The following is an 18,799-nucleotide window of genomic DNA, read 5'->3' as shown; positions in this document are numbered from 1 at the left end:
ATACCGCACTAATAAAGATCTTGCATTTCTACCTTCTCTACTACTCCATTTTCTATATATACCTTAGCAAACATTCCTTTTGATGAAAATCCCGGTACATTCCATTCATCAGCTTCACATTGTTTTCTATATATTCCTTGTGCAATCTCACAACTAACTCCATAAAAAAAAGTTGATGCTACAAGCGAAACATTATTGCAATATTTTATCAAATCATACGATACAATCCATGGACATTCTTCTGATACATAATATTCTTCCTCGTCACCATCATTTATTCGTATATAATACTTTCCCAACTTTCTATCTAAGGCATCATTTCCATCCACACTTGCCTGTTTTATAGCCTCTTCGCCTTCATAAAATTCTACTTCCTTTAACACTAAAACTCTATTATATTCCTTACCTTCAAATTTAGTAATATAACACAACTTTGTACCTGTAAAATAACTTTTTTCATCTACATATGTATCGCTTTGTACAGAATTTGTTTCATTTTTCTTATCATCTTTATCATTTTTTTTATTTTCTACTATTACATTATTATTTTTATCTTTAATCTCAAGATTTAACATTACTTTTCTTCCATATTGAGCTATATTGCCTCCATAAGTAAATACACCTACTACATTATTTTTTACCTTATTATTATTCCACTTTATTTTCCCTGTAACCTTACTACCATTAACATCTAATAATACCTCATTAGGTAACTGATAATCTTCACCAGCATATATTACTTTATTCATTACTATAACATCAAAAGTATCTTCTATACTTTTTAATTCTTTCTTCATATTTTCTACATCTACACCATTATCTATAGCTAATCTAATAATTCGATATGCATCATCGCTCCTACCTTTTTCTAAATACTTATCTTCTATCTTTTTATAAGTATCTACATTAGCTTTGCTTATAGATATTGCTTTCTCATACCATTTTCTTGCCTTATCATAATTTTTTTCTTCCAAATACTTATTTCCATTTTCTATTGCTGTATTTATTTCTTGCTGCTCTACTTTACTTTGACTCTTAACATCATTAAGTAATATGTTTTCTTTATCTGCCCCTGTACAAGCTATACAATTTATTGATATAATTATACCTACAAATAAAGCTAAAATCCTTTTTAACATAATTTTCATCCCACCTAATAACTTAAACCTTGTAAAGATGTTCTATTGAATTTTACTATCTTATTATTTTCTACATATACCCACCATAATTGACCATAATTGTCTTCCTTACTATAGCTATTATAATATCTATCTATATAATCTTTCATCTCTTTTAAATTCATATTTCTAGATTCATAACCTGTTCCATCTGGAGTTAATATATTATCAATATACACATACGTACATGATTCACTTATATAATATTTTTCTTCTGATATAGAAAGATTTTTAATCCAATACTCATCTTTATCACCATCACAATCATCGTACTCCAAGTAGTTCCCAGTATATTTATCTACTAATGCTTCTTGATCCTTTGGAATATCTACACTAAAGTATTGAACCTCATCTACTATTGCATAACCATTACCCTCATTATCATTAAATTCTTTAATAAAACATAATTTTTTACCGTCTCTACTATTTTCATTAACTAAATCACCTTTTACTTTGCTATTTGATAATTCCTTATCCTTAATTTCAAGGTTCATGATAACTTTTCTTCCATAAAGAGATATCTTCCCATCATAAACAAATTTTCCAGACTTATTAGTGCTGATGCTACCGTTATTCCAAGTTATTTTCCCATTAATATCTTTACCATCAATATTTAATGATGCTTCACTTGGTAAACTATAATCTTCACCAACATATATACTTTTATTCATTACTATAACATCAAAACTATCTTCTATCTTTTTTAATTCTTTTTTCATATTTTCTACATCTACATCATTATCTATAGCTAATCTAACAATTCGATATGCGTCATCTTTTCTATCTTTTTTTAAATACTTATCTTCTATATTTTTATAAGTGCTTGCCTTGCTCCTATTTATACATATTGCCTTCTCATACCACTTCTTTGCCTTATCATAATTTTTTTCTTCTAAATACCCATTTCCTTTTTCCATTGCAGATTTTATTTCTTGATTCTCTAATTTACTCTTACTTTTAACATCTTTAGCTAAAATAGTATCTTTATCACCTTTAATACACCCAAACAAACTAAAAGTAACTACTAGCATTACAAAAATAGTAACTATCTTCCTTACCCTCTTCAAAAATATACCTCTCATAAATACCACCCTTCGTATTAATGATATAACTATATTTTTTCCAAGTTTCAGTTACTTGTTTCCAACTTGTTAACAACTCTAGGTATTTTTATCGAAACTCTTATTATTTCTCCATTTTCTATATTTATACTTCCATCATGTTCTCTAATGATTTCACTACAAATATATAATCCTAGCCCTCTACTTTTCTCTTTTTCTTCTATAGAATCTTTTGATTTTACAAATGGTTCAAAAATATTCTTATAAATCTTTTCTGGTATAGGATTTCCTTTATTTATAACATCAGTAACATACATATCTCCATCTACATATCCCTTAACCACAATGCTTTCATTTATATGTGAATACTTTATAGCATTATCAATAATATTTATTAATACTTCTCTAATTCTACTATTTTGCCCCAATATATATCCTTCTTCTGATTCTTTATCTATTTTTAACGAATACTTCTTTGCTTTCATATTCATGTCATCACAAATTTGGTCTATTATTCCTTTCATTTCTAACGGAACCCACTCTTCTTCGATATAAGAAATTCCTTTAGATACATCTATAAGATCTAAAACCAGTTTATGCAATCTTTCACTTTCTGAATATATCCTCTCTACCGCTCTCTTTTTAAACTCCTCATCATCTACAACATCATCTTTAAGCATCTCTGCATATCCTGATATTGCTGTTAGCGGAGTTTTTAGTTCATGAGTAACATTATTAAAAAACTCTACTCTACTTTTTTCTAACTTTTCAACCTTACTCTTTTGTAGTTTTATATCTTCTATTTGATGTTGTATCTTATTCTTCATTTCCATAAAAGACTTAGATAAAATTCCTACTTCATCATTACTTTTTACTTCCACTGATACATTATAATCTCCATCACCAACCTTATTTACTACATCTGTCAATTTACTTATTGGTTTAGTGATTTTTCTTATAATAAAAAACAATATAATAAAAACTATTAAAAATACAATTGTTTCAATAATCGTAGTAAATCGTATTGTATTTCTATATTCATTGTATATATCAGTATAGTCTTTATTAATTACTACTATCCCTAAGTAACTACTGTCTATATAGATAGGATAAGTTAATACACCATTCATTTTATCTTTTCTATAATTAATATTCACTATAGCCTTTTTCCCCTTGGAACTTTTAATTCCTCTTTTAATAATATCCTCAAATCCCTTATTTCCACTATCAGCAAATACTTCACCATTCATATTTCTTACTTGACTATTACAATTATAATTTACGGTTATATAACTTGTTATATTTTCTGCTTCTTTCTTTAACCCTTCTTCATTTGACTGTAGTTCATCTATTATTAACCTATACTTTACATACTCTCTTGTACTACTCATAACTTCTTTCAGCGAGCTATATACAGTACTTTCCATATTAGATACTAGAACTTCTCTCGTTATAAAATTAATAGCTACTAAAAGTATTATAAGTACTATTGATGATGAAATTGTAAATTTAACCTTTATTTTCATAAATATTTACCTCATAACATAACCTATACCAAAAACAGTTTCTATAATAGATAATGTTCCTTTACTATCTAACTTACTTCTTAATCTCCTAACATGAACATCTACTGTTCTAAGTTCACCATCATAATCATATCCCCATACCTTGTCCAATAACTGTTCTCTTGAAAAAACTTTATTTTTATTCTTAACTAAGAACTCTAACAAATCATATTCTTTTGGTTTTAACTTTACTTCTTCATCACCTTTTAAAACAATTCTGCTTTCCAAGTTTATTTTTACGCTATCATTTATTTTTATGTATGAATTTTCCATAACATCTTTATATTTATCCACTCTTCGCAATGCAACTTTTACTCTAATCAATACTTCTTTTATATGAAATGGCTTTGTAATATAATCATCGGCTCCTAATTCCAGACCTAATACTTTATCCACAATATCATCTCGTGCTGTCAACATTATTACAGGAATACAATTATTACTGTTTATATATTTGCAAATTTCAAAACCACTCTCATCTGGTAAATTTATATCCAATAAAGCTAAATTAGGCTTAAATGTATCTAATAAGTTTCTTGCTTCTGCGCCATTAAATGCACTTCTAACAATATATCCATCTGACCTCAACGCTGCTGATAATATATCATTTATAGATTCTTCATCCTCTACTACTAATATCTTAAATTTCATTTTTTTACCTCTCTTATTATTTTATCCCATACCAATAATACCAAAATTTACTGAATAAATAAAATATTTTCTGTAAAATTATATAATTTTCTGACATTTATCAAAAAAAAAAACGTTGTAAGATTATTGAACTAAATCTTACAACGTTAATATCTATTTTGATATTATCTCTATTCCATCTTCAGTAACTAATATTTGATGCTCCCATTGAGCTGATAAACTTCCGTCATCAGTAATTGCTGTCCAATCATTATCAGCATCTACGAATAATGAGTATCCACCAGCATTTATCATCGGTTCTATAGTAAACATCATACCTGGTACTAATATCATACCTTCACCTTTATTTCCAAAGTGATATACAAAAGGTTCTTCATGGAATTCAAGTCCTACACCGTGACCACCAAAGTCTCTAACAACTGAATATCCATTTGCTTCAGCATGTTCTTGTATAGCAGCACCTATATCTCCTAAAAATCCCCATGGCTTAACTGCTTCTATTCCTTTATATAAGCATTCTTTTGTTACTTCAACTAACTTTCTAGCTTCTTCTGAAACATCTCCAATCAAAAACATTCTTGATGAATCAGAAAAATATCCATCTAAAATTGTAGATACATCAACATTTATTATATCACCACTTCTAAGAATAATATCTTTATCTGGGATACCATGACAAACCTCTTCATTTATTGAAGTACAAACACTCTTTGGGAATCCTTGATAATTTAACGGTGCTGGAATACCACCTTTTTCAATAGTGTAGTTATGAACTATAGTATTTATATCTTCCGTACTCATTCCTTCATGTATCTTTTCAGCTACAAGATCTAATGCCCCTTTTGTTATTTCGGCACTTTTTCTTATTCCTTCTATTTGTTCTGGAGTTTTTATTATATCTCTTGAAGGCATTTCATATCCTTCTTCTTTTAACTTTTCATATTTTTCATCAAAGTTCATATGACACTTTTTATACTTTAAGCCGCTTCCACACCAGCAATGATCATTTCTATTCATCTTCATTTTATCGTCTCCTTAATTCGTTACAAATTATTAACTCTATATTTTATTATAACTTTTAAGAAGATTTAATCAATAATATATATCATTTTATTCAAAGAACTCCATAAGCCAACTTAGAAAGCCTGGACTATTCTTCTTATCATTTATAGATGGATGAAATATCTCGTTATTATCTTTTGTTGATTTTGGTGTTGCAAAAGTTGTAACTCCATCTGAATATTGTAATCTTCCATTTCTTTCGAATATAGAAAATAATATGTATCCATAAGTTTTATTTTCATCTAATTCCTTATCTACTATCTTTTCATCTTCAATATAATCTACTTTCACACCATCACCCCTACTTTTAGGCATTGCACCTTCTTTTCTCCATACCTCTATAGTTTTCGCTCCATTAGGTTTTTTAAAATCTATTTCTATCTTTCCTTCTCCAGATAACGTATCTAAAATTTCTACTTCATCAATCTTATATTTACTAGAATTTTTACTTTCAATAATAGGTTTTTCCTTTATTATCTCTTTTTTAGGTGTTCTAATATCAATCATCATATCTTCACTATCAACTATAGATATCTTATTTCTTATAGCATAAAGTAATACATATTCTTTAGCCTCTTCTATCTCATAATCCATTTTTCTCATTAGACCTACTATATCATCAAATTCTTCTTTTAAAATGAACTTTTTAGAGCCTAATACCGTTAAATAATCATCTATATTTTTAAGTTTTCTATCTCTTAAGTGTCTATCATATTCTAATTTACTTTCTATATTTTTAAACACAACATCGCAAAATCCTTGCAGCTCTCCTCTTACAGTTAAGACAGCATCTTTTTTTGAGCTAACCCTTATTTCATCATATATTCTTTTCGATGCCTTTTTAATTTCTGCAAGAGAAGCATTTTCTGATACTTCTAAAAAATCATACAAATTATCCATACATAATATCCTTAAATTTTCTTCAATTCGTCTATTAAGAATAGTATCTGTCTCCCTTACATCAAGTAACATCTCTTTCACAAGATTTTTACACTTATCTTCTATGTCCTTTTTAATTATCGGAAACTTATTTATCATCGATAAATACTCTTCATTAGTTATATACTGTTTTTTTGAAATAATATTAAATAATTCTGCAAATTCATTTTTTTCTTTTTCTTTTTGCTTTTCCAATATTTTTTTTGCTTCTTTAAGTTGCTTCTCTCTATCACTTCTAGATCCTAAAAGAGTCTTTTCCATGCTAGGAATTAATTCTAAGTTAAGCTTTGCTTCTATTTTTTTAGTCGGATGATTTACTAAAGAAGACCATTGCACTCTTTTTCTATTTATGGCTTCTCTAATTTTATCCTCTCTCATCTCTGGTGGGTCAATATCTAATCCTAATAAAATATAGTAATTTATATTCTTCACTGCCCTCACCTTACTCCCTTAAAGTTTTATTTAAAATTATTAATCAAAAACTTATATACTTTAATTATTGTATCTTTATTAATAGACACATCATTCCATATTTCCTCAGCCTTTACAGCTTGATCAACAAGCATTAATAATCCATTAGCTGTATTAAGCCCATTTTTTCTACCTAAAGCTAAAAATTCTGTTTCCATAGGATTATATATCAAATCTACAGCAGCATTGAACCCTTTTATAATGCTTTCTTTTACTGGTGTACCTTTAACATTAGGATACATACCTACTGGAGTGCAATTTACTATCACATCTCCTCCATCTAAATTTTCTAACATCTCGTAATTTATAATATGTACTCCATTAATTTCTTCACTTTCTTTACATCTTCTAGATACTAAATATATATCCTTTGCCTTCTCGTCCTTTAAATATTGAATTACTGCTTTAGATGCTCCTCCATTTCCTAGTACTACAATCTTTTTATCTTTAACCACAATATTATTTTCTTCTAGTAACATTCCAAATCCATAGTAATCTGTATTATAGCCTTCTACTCTACCATTTTTGAATGCTATTGTATTCACTGCTCCAATATTTTTAGCATCTTCTGATATATAATCTAAAGCTTTGATAACTTCCTCCTTATATGGAATCGTAACATTAACACCTTTATATCCTAAAAGCTTGAAACTTTCTATACCTTTAATAACAGAATCTTCATCTAGTTCATACAAAGAATAATTGCCCTTTATATTTAATCCTTCAAAAATTTTCTCATGAATTTCTGGTGATAAACTATGTCCTAACTTCTTTCCTATTAATCCAAATAAATTTTTTTCTTTCATTGTCACTCTGCCCCCTATACTTTCTCTTATGTATATTTATACCACAGATTCGATAATTATTTGAATATTTTTATACTTTTTCCTTTTTGAGCTTTAGAAATCTCCTTTGCTATTCTAGAAAAACATCCACTTAGATTATTTAGTGAAGTGTATAAAGCATTCTCATCACAAGATGCTATTGCCTTTAAAAAACTTTCTTCCGCTTCACCAAATCCTAATGCTATAATTTCTATATTTTCATCATGACATTGCTCAGCTAACTTAAGAGAATTTCTATTATTAAACCCATACCACTGTCCATCTGTCAACACTACCAAATATTTTAGCGTATTTATACCACTAAACTCCTTAAGAGCATAACTTAATGGCTGATTAGATGTACCTACACCTACATCTACCTTCTCTAACTTTTTTACTGCCCTCATTAATAATTCTTTATCTTTAACAAAAGATTGAATACTCTTTACCTTATCCCCAAAAGCTACAATTCCTATCTCTGTATTACTAAGATTACTATCTTCTATAAATTTAATTGCAGCCTTTTCTGCCATTTCTAGTGGTTCTCCACACATACTGCCCGATAAATCCATAGCAAGCATAATAGTTTTATTTTCTTCTAATATAGGATTATTTAAAAATTGTAAATCTTCTTCTACACGCTCTATTTTCAATTGTAGTTCCTTATCATTTTCTATTTGTTTCGCTGATACAGAAACAATACTATTTTCATCATAACTATAAGTTATTTCTATAAGTGCATTACCACTACCCATAGCTTCTATACCATGAAAACTATATTTTCCAAGAACAGTACAAAACTCTGGATTTATACTTTCTCCTTGCATCATATATACTTCCATATAATTTTCTCTATCTTCATATGTTTCTATAGCATACATTCTCTTCTCCACAGCCGGAATCTTTGTATTTTTACGTATTATTATAGAATTTTTATATTCATTATTATCTTCACCTCTTGCTATCATACCCAATGAATGTGTAATGACATCAACAACCTTTTTACTCTTAGGTAAAGTTAATCTATCTTTATTATTTATTAAATCACCATATATTGCTGCTCCGGTAGCAACAGCTTCTTCTAAATTAACTCCTGTAAGTGGCTCTTTCTTAAAATGGTTTCTTATAGCCTCTTTAATCATAGGCATCTTACAAGACCCTCCAACTAAAAGTATTCCATCAATATCTCCTGTATTATAGTTACTCTCTGAAATTATCTTCTTAGTCAAAGTTATAGTCCTTTCTAACAAGTCCTTCGATATTTCTTTAAATATCTCACTAGTAATCTCATACCTTCCTCGATGACCAAAATAATTTAAATTGACAACTATTTTATCTCTAAGGGACAATTCCTTTTTATATTTTTCACATTTTATTAATAGATTTTTATATGTGTCCATATTATCTAATAGCCATATACCGTAATCTTCATTAAATTTATGTACAAGGTAAAGTGCTAACCTATCATCCCACTCTTTACCACCAAGTTCATGATCTCCTTCTGAAGTTATTACTTGAATATTCTTAGAATCTATTTTTACTAATGTTACATCAAAAGTTCCTCCACCCAAATCATAAACAACAACTGTTTTATTTCCTGATATGTTTTTCATACCATAGGCAATAGCTGCTGCTGTAGGCTCATTTAATATTTTTACATCTTGAAATCCTGCTCGTATTCCACTATTTAATGTAGCCTCTCTTTGATGATTATTAAAATATGCCGGCACTGTAATTACTGCTTTATGTACAACTGTACCTAATTCATCTTCTCCATCTCTCTTAAGCTTTTTGATTATATTGTAAGTCAAGTCTTCAGCAGTGTAATTTCTTCCATTTTGTGTTAATTTGAAATAATCGTTACCTATATTCCTTTTGAAATAAGAAGAAATTTTGTCTTCTCCTAAAATCCATAATTCTAATGCCTCATCCCCAACTATTATTCTATCTTTATCAAAATAAATAACAGAGGGGGTTGACCTCTTTCCTTCACTGTTTCTTAAAATTCTTGGCAACCCCTTTTCCACCACTGCCATGGACGAAAAAGATGTACCAATATCAATTCCTAAAGTATATTCCATCTATATTCCCCCTCATTATAATTTTAAGATACTCTTATATTCTTACTTCTTTCTTTCGCTTCTATAAGCTCCTCTCCTGAAATTACAGATTTAGTTTCAAAAACAGAATTTATAGTATTTTCTCCTTGTCCTTCCCAAGCCTTTATTTCAAGTCGTCCATCTTCATTTAACTTAAAAGTAATCATAATAGGTGAATTATATGAAAGACCAGCTGGCAACTTAAGTTCTGCTGTTCCTATTTCCCTTGATAAGTCTAAATCAATAACATCTTCATTAACCTCATTTTCCATTATTCTTATTAATGCAGTTTCTTGATTTTCTTCGTTTGTTCCATAAACTTTAGTAACTTCACATGGAACATTAGTATTTTTTAATATCAAATTAGAAACTATTTCTTTTTCTCTACTATCTATAGCAACAACACCAAAAGATTTTGATACAACATTTGTAATCTTTACATTAGTAGCTCTAACTGCTGATAATCTAAATCCTGTATCGCTAGCTAATTCTTTCAATGTTTCTTCCACAACATCTTTATTAATAGTTTTTTCCTCTACAGCTTCTCTTACTTCTTCAACATTAGTTCCTGTACTATTTGATATTCTCTTAACCATCTCATCATTAACAGATAACTTATATCCATATAACGCAGCTCCTTTTGCCACTACCTCATCTGGATCAAATAATCTTGGCTCTATTCCAAATTCATCAGCAATAGCATCTCTTACCATTGGCATACGAGTAGATCCACCCACTAATAAAATTTCATCAAAAGAGTTATATCCTTTTTCTTTAGCTTCTTTTAACATCTCTTTAGTTAACGCCACAGTTCTTTGTACTAGATCTGATGTTAACTCTTCAAACTTATCTCTTGTTAATGTAACTTTTGCTCTTTCTCCATTATAATTTACAGCTACTGGTACCAATTCTCTTGATGATAAAATTTTCTTTGCTCTCTCTGCTGAGTTTTGAAGTTCTTGTGATGTTTCTAAATCCCCTAAAATATCATCACTTATTCCTGTTTGTTCTGTAAATTGTTGTTGAAGATAATAAATTATTCTATCATCAAAATCTTTACCCCCTAGATTATGATCTCCACCAGTACAAATAACTTTTATTTCTTCTCTTTTTATATCTATCATAGATACATCAAAAGTTCCTCCTCCTAAGTCATATACTAAAACTGTCTTTTCTTCATCTGTTCCCATACCATAAGCAACAGCTGCTGATGTTGGTTCATTAAGTACTTGTCTTACATTTAAACCAGCAATCTCACCGGCTACCTTAGTGGCTTCTCTTTCATTTATTCCAAAATATGCAGGACAAGTTATAACAACATCCTTTATTTCTTCACCTAAATGCTCTTCCCCGTCTTTAACTAATTTTTTTAAAATTAAAGCAGATATCTCTTCTGGTTTATATGTATTATTATTATAAGCAAATGAATATTCGCCATTTCCCATTTCCCTCTTTATAAAAGAAACTACTTGTTCTGGATAAAGTCTTGCACTTTCCTTTGCCACAGATCCAACTATAACATTATCTTCGTCAAAGAAAACCACTGAAGGTGTTGTCCTTTCATTTTCATTATTCGGTAACACTACTGCCTTTCCAAACTCATCCACATAAGATATACAAGAATAAGTAGTCCCCAAATCAATACCAAATATCTTTTCCATACTAATCCCCCTTAACTTCTTTGTAGCTATAAACTTCTACAACTTCTTTTTTAATAACTTTATCATCTAAAATATATCCAGGTTTCAATGTATTTGCTATCATCTTATCTCTGCTAATATCATCAGTTTCAATAGTGGTAGCTGGTGAATGTATTAATCCATCAAACACCTTGCCTTCTGACCTAAACATCTCTACTCCCTGTCTTATTAACATGTCCTGTAAATCTTCTGAAAAATCCTCAATGTTTTTCAACAATTTTAAAGAATTCAATTTATTTATAGATTGATTTTTTAAAATATCAACTTTTTTATTATTGCTATCAATTAAAGATATAATATCTAAAACTAGAGGCTTATAAGATTTCAGTACTAAATTATCTTTGTACTGCTGTAATTGATTATGTAAGTCATCTATCATTTCTTCTTTATGTTTATCATATTTGAGTTTCTCATTAAACTCTTCTCTAAGTTTAATGATTTCCTCTAACACCTTACAATTATCTATAGAATTTTCATTAATATCTTCTTTAGGCAACTCTTCTTTAATATCATTGACATCTTTTATTCTTATTGAATCCTCCACATCTATCCTCCTCTTATAAAGTTATCCTTATATATTAAATATGATTAAATAATGAAATATATTACTTGTTTATTAATTCACAATTTAAAAATTACAATAAACTCGCGTTTAACAGTGCACTGTGTACTAAAAAAAGGCCATTGCCTACAAATTTTCACTTGTTATGCAATAGCCTCTTCAATATTACTTTATTAAATTCTATTTATAATAGTGATGATACAATTCTACACACTTTACCACAAACTTTAATGTAGAAAGGTTCTTCTTTACAGTCTTCATATGCAATAAGTTTACTAACACTTATATCTTCATTTATTATATCTTCTAACTTTCTTGTAATTTCTTCATCATAAAATACACAGTTAACTTCATAATTTAATTCATAACTTCTACGATCCATATTAGCTGTTCCAACAGAACATATTTTTGAATCTATAGTGATTATCTTACTATGAATAAATGCATTATCTCTATATGAATATACTTCAACACCACATTCAATAAGTTCTTGCAAATAAGTCTTTGATGCAAAATATACTACAGCATGATCCCACTTCTTAGGAAAAACTATTTTGACTTTTACACCTCCAAGGGCAGCTATTTTTATTGCTTCCATCACACTCTCTGTAGGTACAAAATATGGTGAGACTATAGATATACTTTCTTTAGCCATAAAAATCATCTTAATTATACCCTGCATTATTGATGGAAATTGTGATTCTGGTCCACTCTTTACTAACTGCATTACCTTATTTCCCTCATTACCTATAGTTGCCGGAAAATACTTAACAAAATCCTCTCCAAAAAAACTATATGAATTAGATGCCTTCTCTATAGTTAAAAAGTCTTCTAAAAATATTCCTTGAAGCCCTAAAACCCCATCTCCTTTTATCATTATATGGGTATCTCTCCAATATCCTAATTTCCCTTTACCTAGGTATTCATCTCCAATATTCATACCTCCAGTAAAAGCTACCTTTCCATCTATAACAACTATTTTTCTATGATTTCTATAATTTATTTGTGTGTTTATACATCTAAATAAAGGAGCTAAAAAATATGAATATATTTCAACAATTACGCCATTTGCTCGTAATTCTCTTATATAAGATCTACTTAATCTTATAGACCCCATCTTATCAATAATAAATCTAACTTTTACTCCTTCATTAGATTTTCTTATAAGGATATCTTTTATCTCTTTACCTATATCATCATCATTAACAATATAGTATTCTAAATGAATATGATGTTTAGCTTTCTCTAATTCTCTCTTTAATGCTCTAAATTTCTCTTCTCCATTTCCGAAAATCTCTACTTCATTATTTACGAATATAGGAGAATCAGAATTTGCAGCTAATAATTCTACTAAGTTCTTATATTCTTTATTTTCTGATGCCGCTATATATGAATTAATTAATTCTTTTATTTCTTTTGTATTTCCACTATTTAATGTTTTCCTCTTCCAGTTTATTCCCAAAAACAAATATAATATAACTCCTACTGGTGGATAAATAACAAAAATCAACAACCATGCTATAGTGGTTTCTGGCGCTTTATTATCCATTATAGCCATATACATAGCTATAATAGCAGTAGATATAACAAATAACTTCCAGATCATCAAATCACCTATTTATATTTCTTCTTTGCCCTTTCTAATATATTTTTAAACTTATCCCCATCTAAAGGAACAACTTTTTCTCTTCTAATATCTTTCGGTACCAATACTAATCCTATTGGCTTTTTATTATTTTCTCTTGAACAAGATATCTTCTTTAGTTCTCCTTTTACAGCTTTAACTGTAACTTCTGTAAAGTTACTTATAGAATTCAGGCTCTCTGTTATATCCTCAATAGATTGTATACGCTTATCATTAATTTCTATTAAAGTATCACCACTTTTAATACCCATTTCATAAGCTAAAGAATCTACTCCAACTTCTAAAACTTTTATTCCCTCATCATTAGATACAAACTTTGCCTCTCCTCTTTCTTCTATCTCTTTATCTAAATATAACATACCTTCATGCAACAAAGGCATTAATACTAAAAAGCATGTTTCCATAATTAAGTTTCCTCTGCTGAAAACTCCAAGAAGAATCATAATCACTCCATAACTAGATATTAATGATCCTGAAATTAATACTTTAGATATCTTACTTTTTGTAAAAGTAACTGCCTTATATCCTACTGCTCCATAAAAAATTTCAAATCCTGCCATGGCTCCTGTAGCTAAAATCCATGCTGGTATATGTGATATAGCTATTGATGAAAATGGATTTTCTACTGATTGAAATAATACTATAGACATTGGCAATATCCATACTCTATTAAATGCAAATCCTCCTCTAATTTCTCCATCAATTCTTGTAAAAACAGGAATAGATCCTCTACTACCATCTATTGCTACCAATAAACCTTCAATAAGATGTATTACACCTACTAATATCAATAAATTTCCTATAGGGATATAGAATAAATCATTTCCCTTATCTATAAGATTTTCCTTAATCATAAGATTATAAACTATTGATACACCGCCTAAAATAGCTCCCGAATATGCAAAACATACATATTTCGGTTTTAATATCATCAGTATCAGAGATATTAAAAATATAATTTCTATATAACTTTCTTGATAAAAATTAACTTTCAATATATACAAAAGCACTGACGCAATTACACCTGCAATTATTCCAAAGAATAATTGCGATATTACTAAAATCGGAAGCATATTTACAGTTCTTCCAAATAACATCCTTTGTACTCTTACATTCTTAAGATTCTTCCTATAAATCATATAGGCGAATATTAGAATAAATACTATATATTTTGGCGATGCTATTGCATACGAAACACTTCTCACCGAATCCATTATATAGTTCATCAAATCCTATTACTCCTCTCAGTTAAACCAATTGAACTTCAATCTCCTCTAAATATTCATTTAGTTAAAATTATAAATAATTTTATAATGCTATTTTAGTTTATTCTTTATTTCTTCTATAGCTTTATTAAATTGTGGATCCTTACTTTTATCATAATCTTCATTTAATAATTCTTTTGGATATTCCACTGTAACATCTGGTTCTATTCCAACTTTATGAATATTGTTCCCAGCTGGTGTATAATATTGTGCTGTAGTAACTTTTATCGCACCTTCTTCACCGTCTTTTATAGGATATGTATTTTGACATACACCCTTACCATAAGTTTTTGTTCCGACTATAGTTCCTAATTTATAATCTTTAACTACTCCAGTAAACACCTCTGACGCTGATGCACTATTACCATCTACTAAAAGCACCATTGGTACACCTATAAGATTTCCACCTGTAGATTTATATTCTTCTTTTTTCTTATCTTTATCAACAGTATATACTAACAGCTTTCCTTTCTCTGTAAATTGTGATGCTATACCAACAACTTGATCTAAATATCCACCAGGATTTCCTCTAAGGTCTACAATAAAACCTTTTGCCCCTTTATTTTTTAATTCCTCTACTGCATTGCTAAAATATTTATTACTATTTCCATCGAATTCTTCTAATGATATATATCCTATTTCATTATCAACTAACTCATATGAAACAGGATTTTTTTCTACGTCATCAGTAGTTAAATTCACCTCAAATATAGAATCTCCCCTTTGTATAGTTAGTTTGACTTTTTTACCTTTTTCACCTTTCATCATAGAAATAGCTTTAGAAGAACTAGACCAATCAACATCTTCATCATTTACCTTTATTATAAGGTCTTCTTTTTGTAATCCTGCAAATTTTGCTGGCGATTTATCATAAATGTTGATTATTCTTATTTTTCCCTCATTGTTAGCATTTATTTGTATTCCTATTCCGTAATACTTACCACTCAAGGTATAAAATTCCTTATATTCTTCTTTTGTAAAATATGTACTATAAGGGTCGTCTAAAGATTCCATAAGACCTTTAACTGCACCACTTGTTAAATCTTCTTCTTTTACATCTCCAATATATTTCTTTTCAACTATTTCTTTTGCTAAAAACAAGTTACTAAATTCCTCTAGTTCCTTATAATCACTTTTACTTAAAACTACTGTATCCTTTTTTTTCAATGATATATATTTCGATAAAAATGTAGCTCCTACAAAAGTTGTTCCATTTGTTAATAGCAATACCATTGATAATATTATAATTTTCTTCTTCTTACCCATTAATTCACGTCCTTAACGATTTACTCTTCCAATTATATCTATATAATTTAATATTATATCATATTAAAGTTGTATAATAAAATTCATCTACATCAGGAATTTTCACTATAATTGTTAACTTAAAATTGTAACTTTTCTAAAGTGTTAAAATAAAAATAGGTGTCACATTAACAAATTTTAATTTGCCAATGTGACACCTCTATAACTCTACTTTACATTGCTTTATAAAACGTAAATTTATATTTATACTGATAAGAATCTTCTTATTGAAATAATACTTCCTATAAAACCTAATACAATACCACCAAAAATAAATGCTGGAGCCATTGGACTTATTATTATATTTGGCTTTTCTAATAAAATACCAGCGAAGTTATTTCCAACATTGTTCCATATCATAAAATAAGCACCATATAAACTTACCATAGATATTAACGTTCCAAAGAAACCTAATATCATACCTTCTATTACAAATGGCCATCTAATAAACCAGTCTGTAGCACCGATATTTTTCATTATTCCAATTTCTTTTCTTCTTGAATATACAGTAAGTCTTATTGTATTTGAAATAAGGAATAATGATACTGCAAATAATACAATGAATAATCCTGCTGCTATAACTTTAATAGTATTAGTCATACTCTTAAATTTCTTTGCTGTATCTTTCCCATCTTTAATAGATTCTATAGATTTAATACCATTTAATTGTTTCTTTATCTTTTCTATATCTTCTACCTTACTAAATTTTATGCTATAAGATTCAGGTAAGAAATCCGCCTCAAAACCGTCTAGCATATCTCCATATATTTCTTTTGTACTTTTTAAAGCATCTTCGCTGCTTACAAAATTAAATTCTTTTACATTATTAGATTTTGATAATATTGATTCTATTTCTTTTTTATCTTTCTCCATCTGAGCTTTTATTTCATCAACATTATCTGATATAGCTTTTTTTGCTTCTTCCGTATCCGGTACATATAAGAATACCTTAAGCTCAAGTCTATCTTGAAGTGAATTAACATTCTTATTTATAACTATTGTTGTAAGTAAAAACACCCCTAATACGAACATCGTTAAGGCTACAGTAAGTACTGATGCTATTGTTAAAGTTCTATTTCTTTTTAAACTCTTAAAAGCATCTTCAAAAAACATACCAACACTATTTAAATTACTCCTCACTGTATCTTCCCTCCAATTCATCTCTGACAATTTGACCATGTTCTATTGCTACAACTCTTCTTTGCATTGAGTCAACTATCTCTTTAGCATGAGTTGCCATCATTACTGTTGTCCCCGCTTTATTAATATCTATTAAAAGATCCATAATTTCTATAGCTGTTTCTGGGTCTAAATTTCCTGTCGGTTCATCGGCTATTAGTAATGTTGGATTATTAACTATAGCTCTAGCTATAGCTACTCTTTGTTGTTCTCCTCCTGATAACTCTGAAGGATAATTTTTATATTTTTTATTTAATCCTACTAGTCCTAATACTACAGGTACTCTCTTTTTAATTTCTTTAGAAGAAGCTTGTACTACTCTCATAGCAAATGCAACATTCTCATATACATTTAAATTTTGTATAAGTCTGAAATCTTGGAATACCATTCCTATCTTTCTTCTATGATATGCAATTTCCTTTCTAGTAAGCTCTGTTACATCATTTCCATTCATAATAATAGTTCCTGATGTAGGATTAATCTCTTTTGTCATAAGTTTTATAAAAGTAGATTTTCCAGCACCTGATGGTCCTACTAAGAATACGAATTCACCTTTTCTTACTCTAATATTTACATTGGAAAGTGCTGTTACATTATCATCATATATCTTAGATACATTTTTAAAGTTTATCATTCCTATTACCCCTTATTCGAGATTATTCTCATTTTAGCATTTTCTCTTTATTATTATATATTCTTATGTAGAAAATATGAAGTACACAACTTGCTATATATGTTATATTATTCTATTTGCTTTTTATATAAATGGAAATGTACATGGCACAGGTGTGAGGGCACAAGGCACAGGTATGGATGAAATTCCTTTTGAGGAATTTCTGAGATTTTAAGTACAATAATTCTGTGTATAGAGTAAGTTAGTTTTTTAAGGTACTTATATTTGATATAAAACCATTACGGGGGGCTAATGAAGGTTGCACCTTCATATAGCTTGACAGTACAAGCTTCTTATATAAATTATCAAAAAACAACACTTAAGTATAATAGTTTTATATACGCACTAAAGACATCTATTAATACAATTGTAACTGGCCGTCGGCAGACTATAATATTTTCCCTCTCAGGGAAAATTAACCTTACTTGTGCCTTGTGCCATCTAACTTGTGCCCTACCTTGTTCCATAATAAAAAGAAGGTACCACTAACTTATATGATACTAAAGTGGACCCTTTGTCAAGGACAATACAAAAAAAGGGGTTAAGCAATATTTTTAAGAAGATGATTTCTATACTGTATAGGAGTCATCTTTTTTAGATTCCATTGATATCTATAATTA

General features: G+C 28.8%; 16 protein-coding genes. All 16 read right to left on the bottom strand.

Going from position 1 to position 18,799, the window contains the following annotated elements; genetic code table 11:
- Nucleotides 1-8: 8 nt before the first annotated feature.
- Entirely contained in the window at nucleotides 9-1,139 is a 1,131-nt protein-coding gene (locus KQI30_RS09360) for a tetratricopeptide repeat protein (protein WP_216463039.1), read from the bottom strand.
- A 14-nt stretch (nucleotides 1,140-1,153) separates the two neighbouring features.
- Nucleotides 1,154-2,260, bottom strand: a complete 1,107-nt coding sequence (locus KQI30_RS09355) for a tetratricopeptide repeat protein (protein WP_216463038.1) — start codon at nucleotides 2,258-2,260, stop codon at nucleotides 1,154-1,156.
- Nucleotides 2,261-2,307: 47 nt separating this feature from the next.
- Entirely contained in the window at nucleotides 2,308-3,765 is a 1,458-nt protein-coding gene (locus KQI30_RS09350; RefSeq protein WP_216463037.1) for a HAMP domain-containing sensor histidine kinase, read from the bottom strand.
- Between the two features lie 6 nt (nucleotides 3,766-3,771).
- Nucleotides 3,772-4,455: a response regulator transcription factor gene (locus KQI30_RS09345; protein WP_216463036.1), complete on the bottom strand. Its 684-nt coding sequence runs from the start codon at nucleotides 4,453-4,455 to the stop codon at nucleotides 3,772-3,774.
- A 153-nt stretch (nucleotides 4,456-4,608) separates the two neighbouring features.
- On the bottom strand, nucleotides 4,609-5,478 hold the full coding sequence (locus tag KQI30_RS09340; protein ID WP_216463035.1) for a methionyl aminopeptidase: 870 nt from the start codon (nucleotides 5,476-5,478) through the stop codon (nucleotides 4,609-4,611).
- Between the two features lie 87 nt (nucleotides 5,479-5,565).
- Nucleotides 5,566-6,888 carry a hypothetical protein gene (locus KQI30_RS09335; protein ID WP_216463034.1) on the bottom strand — a complete coding sequence of 441 codons (1,323 nt, stop codon included), beginning with the start codon at nucleotides 6,886-6,888 and terminating at the stop codon, nucleotides 5,566-5,568.
- Between the two features lie 26 nt (nucleotides 6,889-6,914).
- Nucleotides 6,915-7,733, bottom strand: a complete 819-nt coding sequence (gene aroE / locus KQI30_RS09330) for a shikimate dehydrogenase (RefSeq protein ID WP_216463033.1) — start codon at nucleotides 7,731-7,733, stop codon at nucleotides 6,915-6,917.
- 56 nt (nucleotides 7,734-7,789) lie between these two features.
- A complete protein-coding gene (locus KQI30_RS09325) occupies nucleotides 7,790-9,832 on the bottom strand; it encodes an Hsp70 family protein (RefSeq protein ID WP_216463032.1) in 2,043 nt (680 codons plus the stop codon).
- Between the two features lie 23 nt (nucleotides 9,833-9,855).
- The gene (locus KQI30_RS09320) at nucleotides 9,856-11,511 is read right to left on the bottom strand and encodes an Hsp70 family protein (RefSeq protein WP_216463031.1); all 1,656 of its coding nucleotides are present in this window, start codon (nucleotides 11,509-11,511) and stop codon (nucleotides 9,856-9,858) included.
- Nucleotide 11,512: 1 nt separating this feature from the next.
- Nucleotides 11,513-12,094, bottom strand: coding sequence for a nucleotide exchange factor GrpE (gene grpE, locus KQI30_RS09315; protein WP_216463030.1), 582 nt, complete (start codon nucleotides 12,092-12,094; stop codon nucleotides 11,513-11,515).
- 202 nt (nucleotides 12,095-12,296) lie between these two features.
- Nucleotides 12,297-13,718, bottom strand: coding sequence for a cardiolipin synthase (gene cls / locus KQI30_RS09310; protein ID WP_216463029.1), 1,422 nt, complete (start codon nucleotides 13,716-13,718; stop codon nucleotides 12,297-12,299).
- Nucleotides 13,719-13,726: 8 nt separating this feature from the next.
- Nucleotides 13,727-14,983 carry a PDZ domain-containing protein gene (locus KQI30_RS09305; RefSeq protein ID WP_367397843.1) on the bottom strand — a complete coding sequence of 419 codons (1,257 nt, stop codon included), beginning with the start codon at nucleotides 14,981-14,983 and terminating at the stop codon, nucleotides 13,727-13,729.
- A gap of 90 nt (nucleotides 14,984-15,073) precedes the next feature.
- The gene (locus KQI30_RS09300) at nucleotides 15,074-16,288 is read right to left on the bottom strand and encodes a S41 family peptidase (protein ID WP_216463027.1); all 1,215 of its coding nucleotides are present in this window, start codon (nucleotides 16,286-16,288) and stop codon (nucleotides 15,074-15,076) included.
- 243 nt (nucleotides 16,289-16,531) lie between these two features.
- Entirely contained in the window at nucleotides 16,532-17,467 is a 936-nt protein-coding gene (ftsX, locus tag KQI30_RS09295) for a permease-like cell division protein FtsX (RefSeq protein ID WP_216463026.1), read from the bottom strand.
- Entirely contained in the window at nucleotides 17,457-18,140 is a 684-nt protein-coding gene (gene ftsE, locus KQI30_RS09290; protein WP_216463025.1) for a cell division ATP-binding protein FtsE, read from the bottom strand. The genes ftsX and ftsE overlap by 11 nt, the downstream gene beginning before the upstream one ends.
- Nucleotides 18,141-18,720: 580 nt before the next feature.
- Nucleotides 18,721-18,799: IS3 family transposase (locus tag KQI30_RS17555; RefSeq protein ID WP_367397842.1), on the bottom strand; the 79-nt coding region annotated here is incomplete at its 5' end.

The sequence above is a fragment of the Clostridium bornimense genome (assembly GCF_018917145.1).
Taxonomy (GTDB): Bacteria; Bacillota; Clostridia; order Clostridiales; family Clostridiaceae; genus Clostridium_AN; species Clostridium_AN bornimense_A.
The sequence above is the reverse complement of the archived record's forward strand: the minus strand, read 5'-3'. Positions and strand labels throughout refer to the sequence as shown.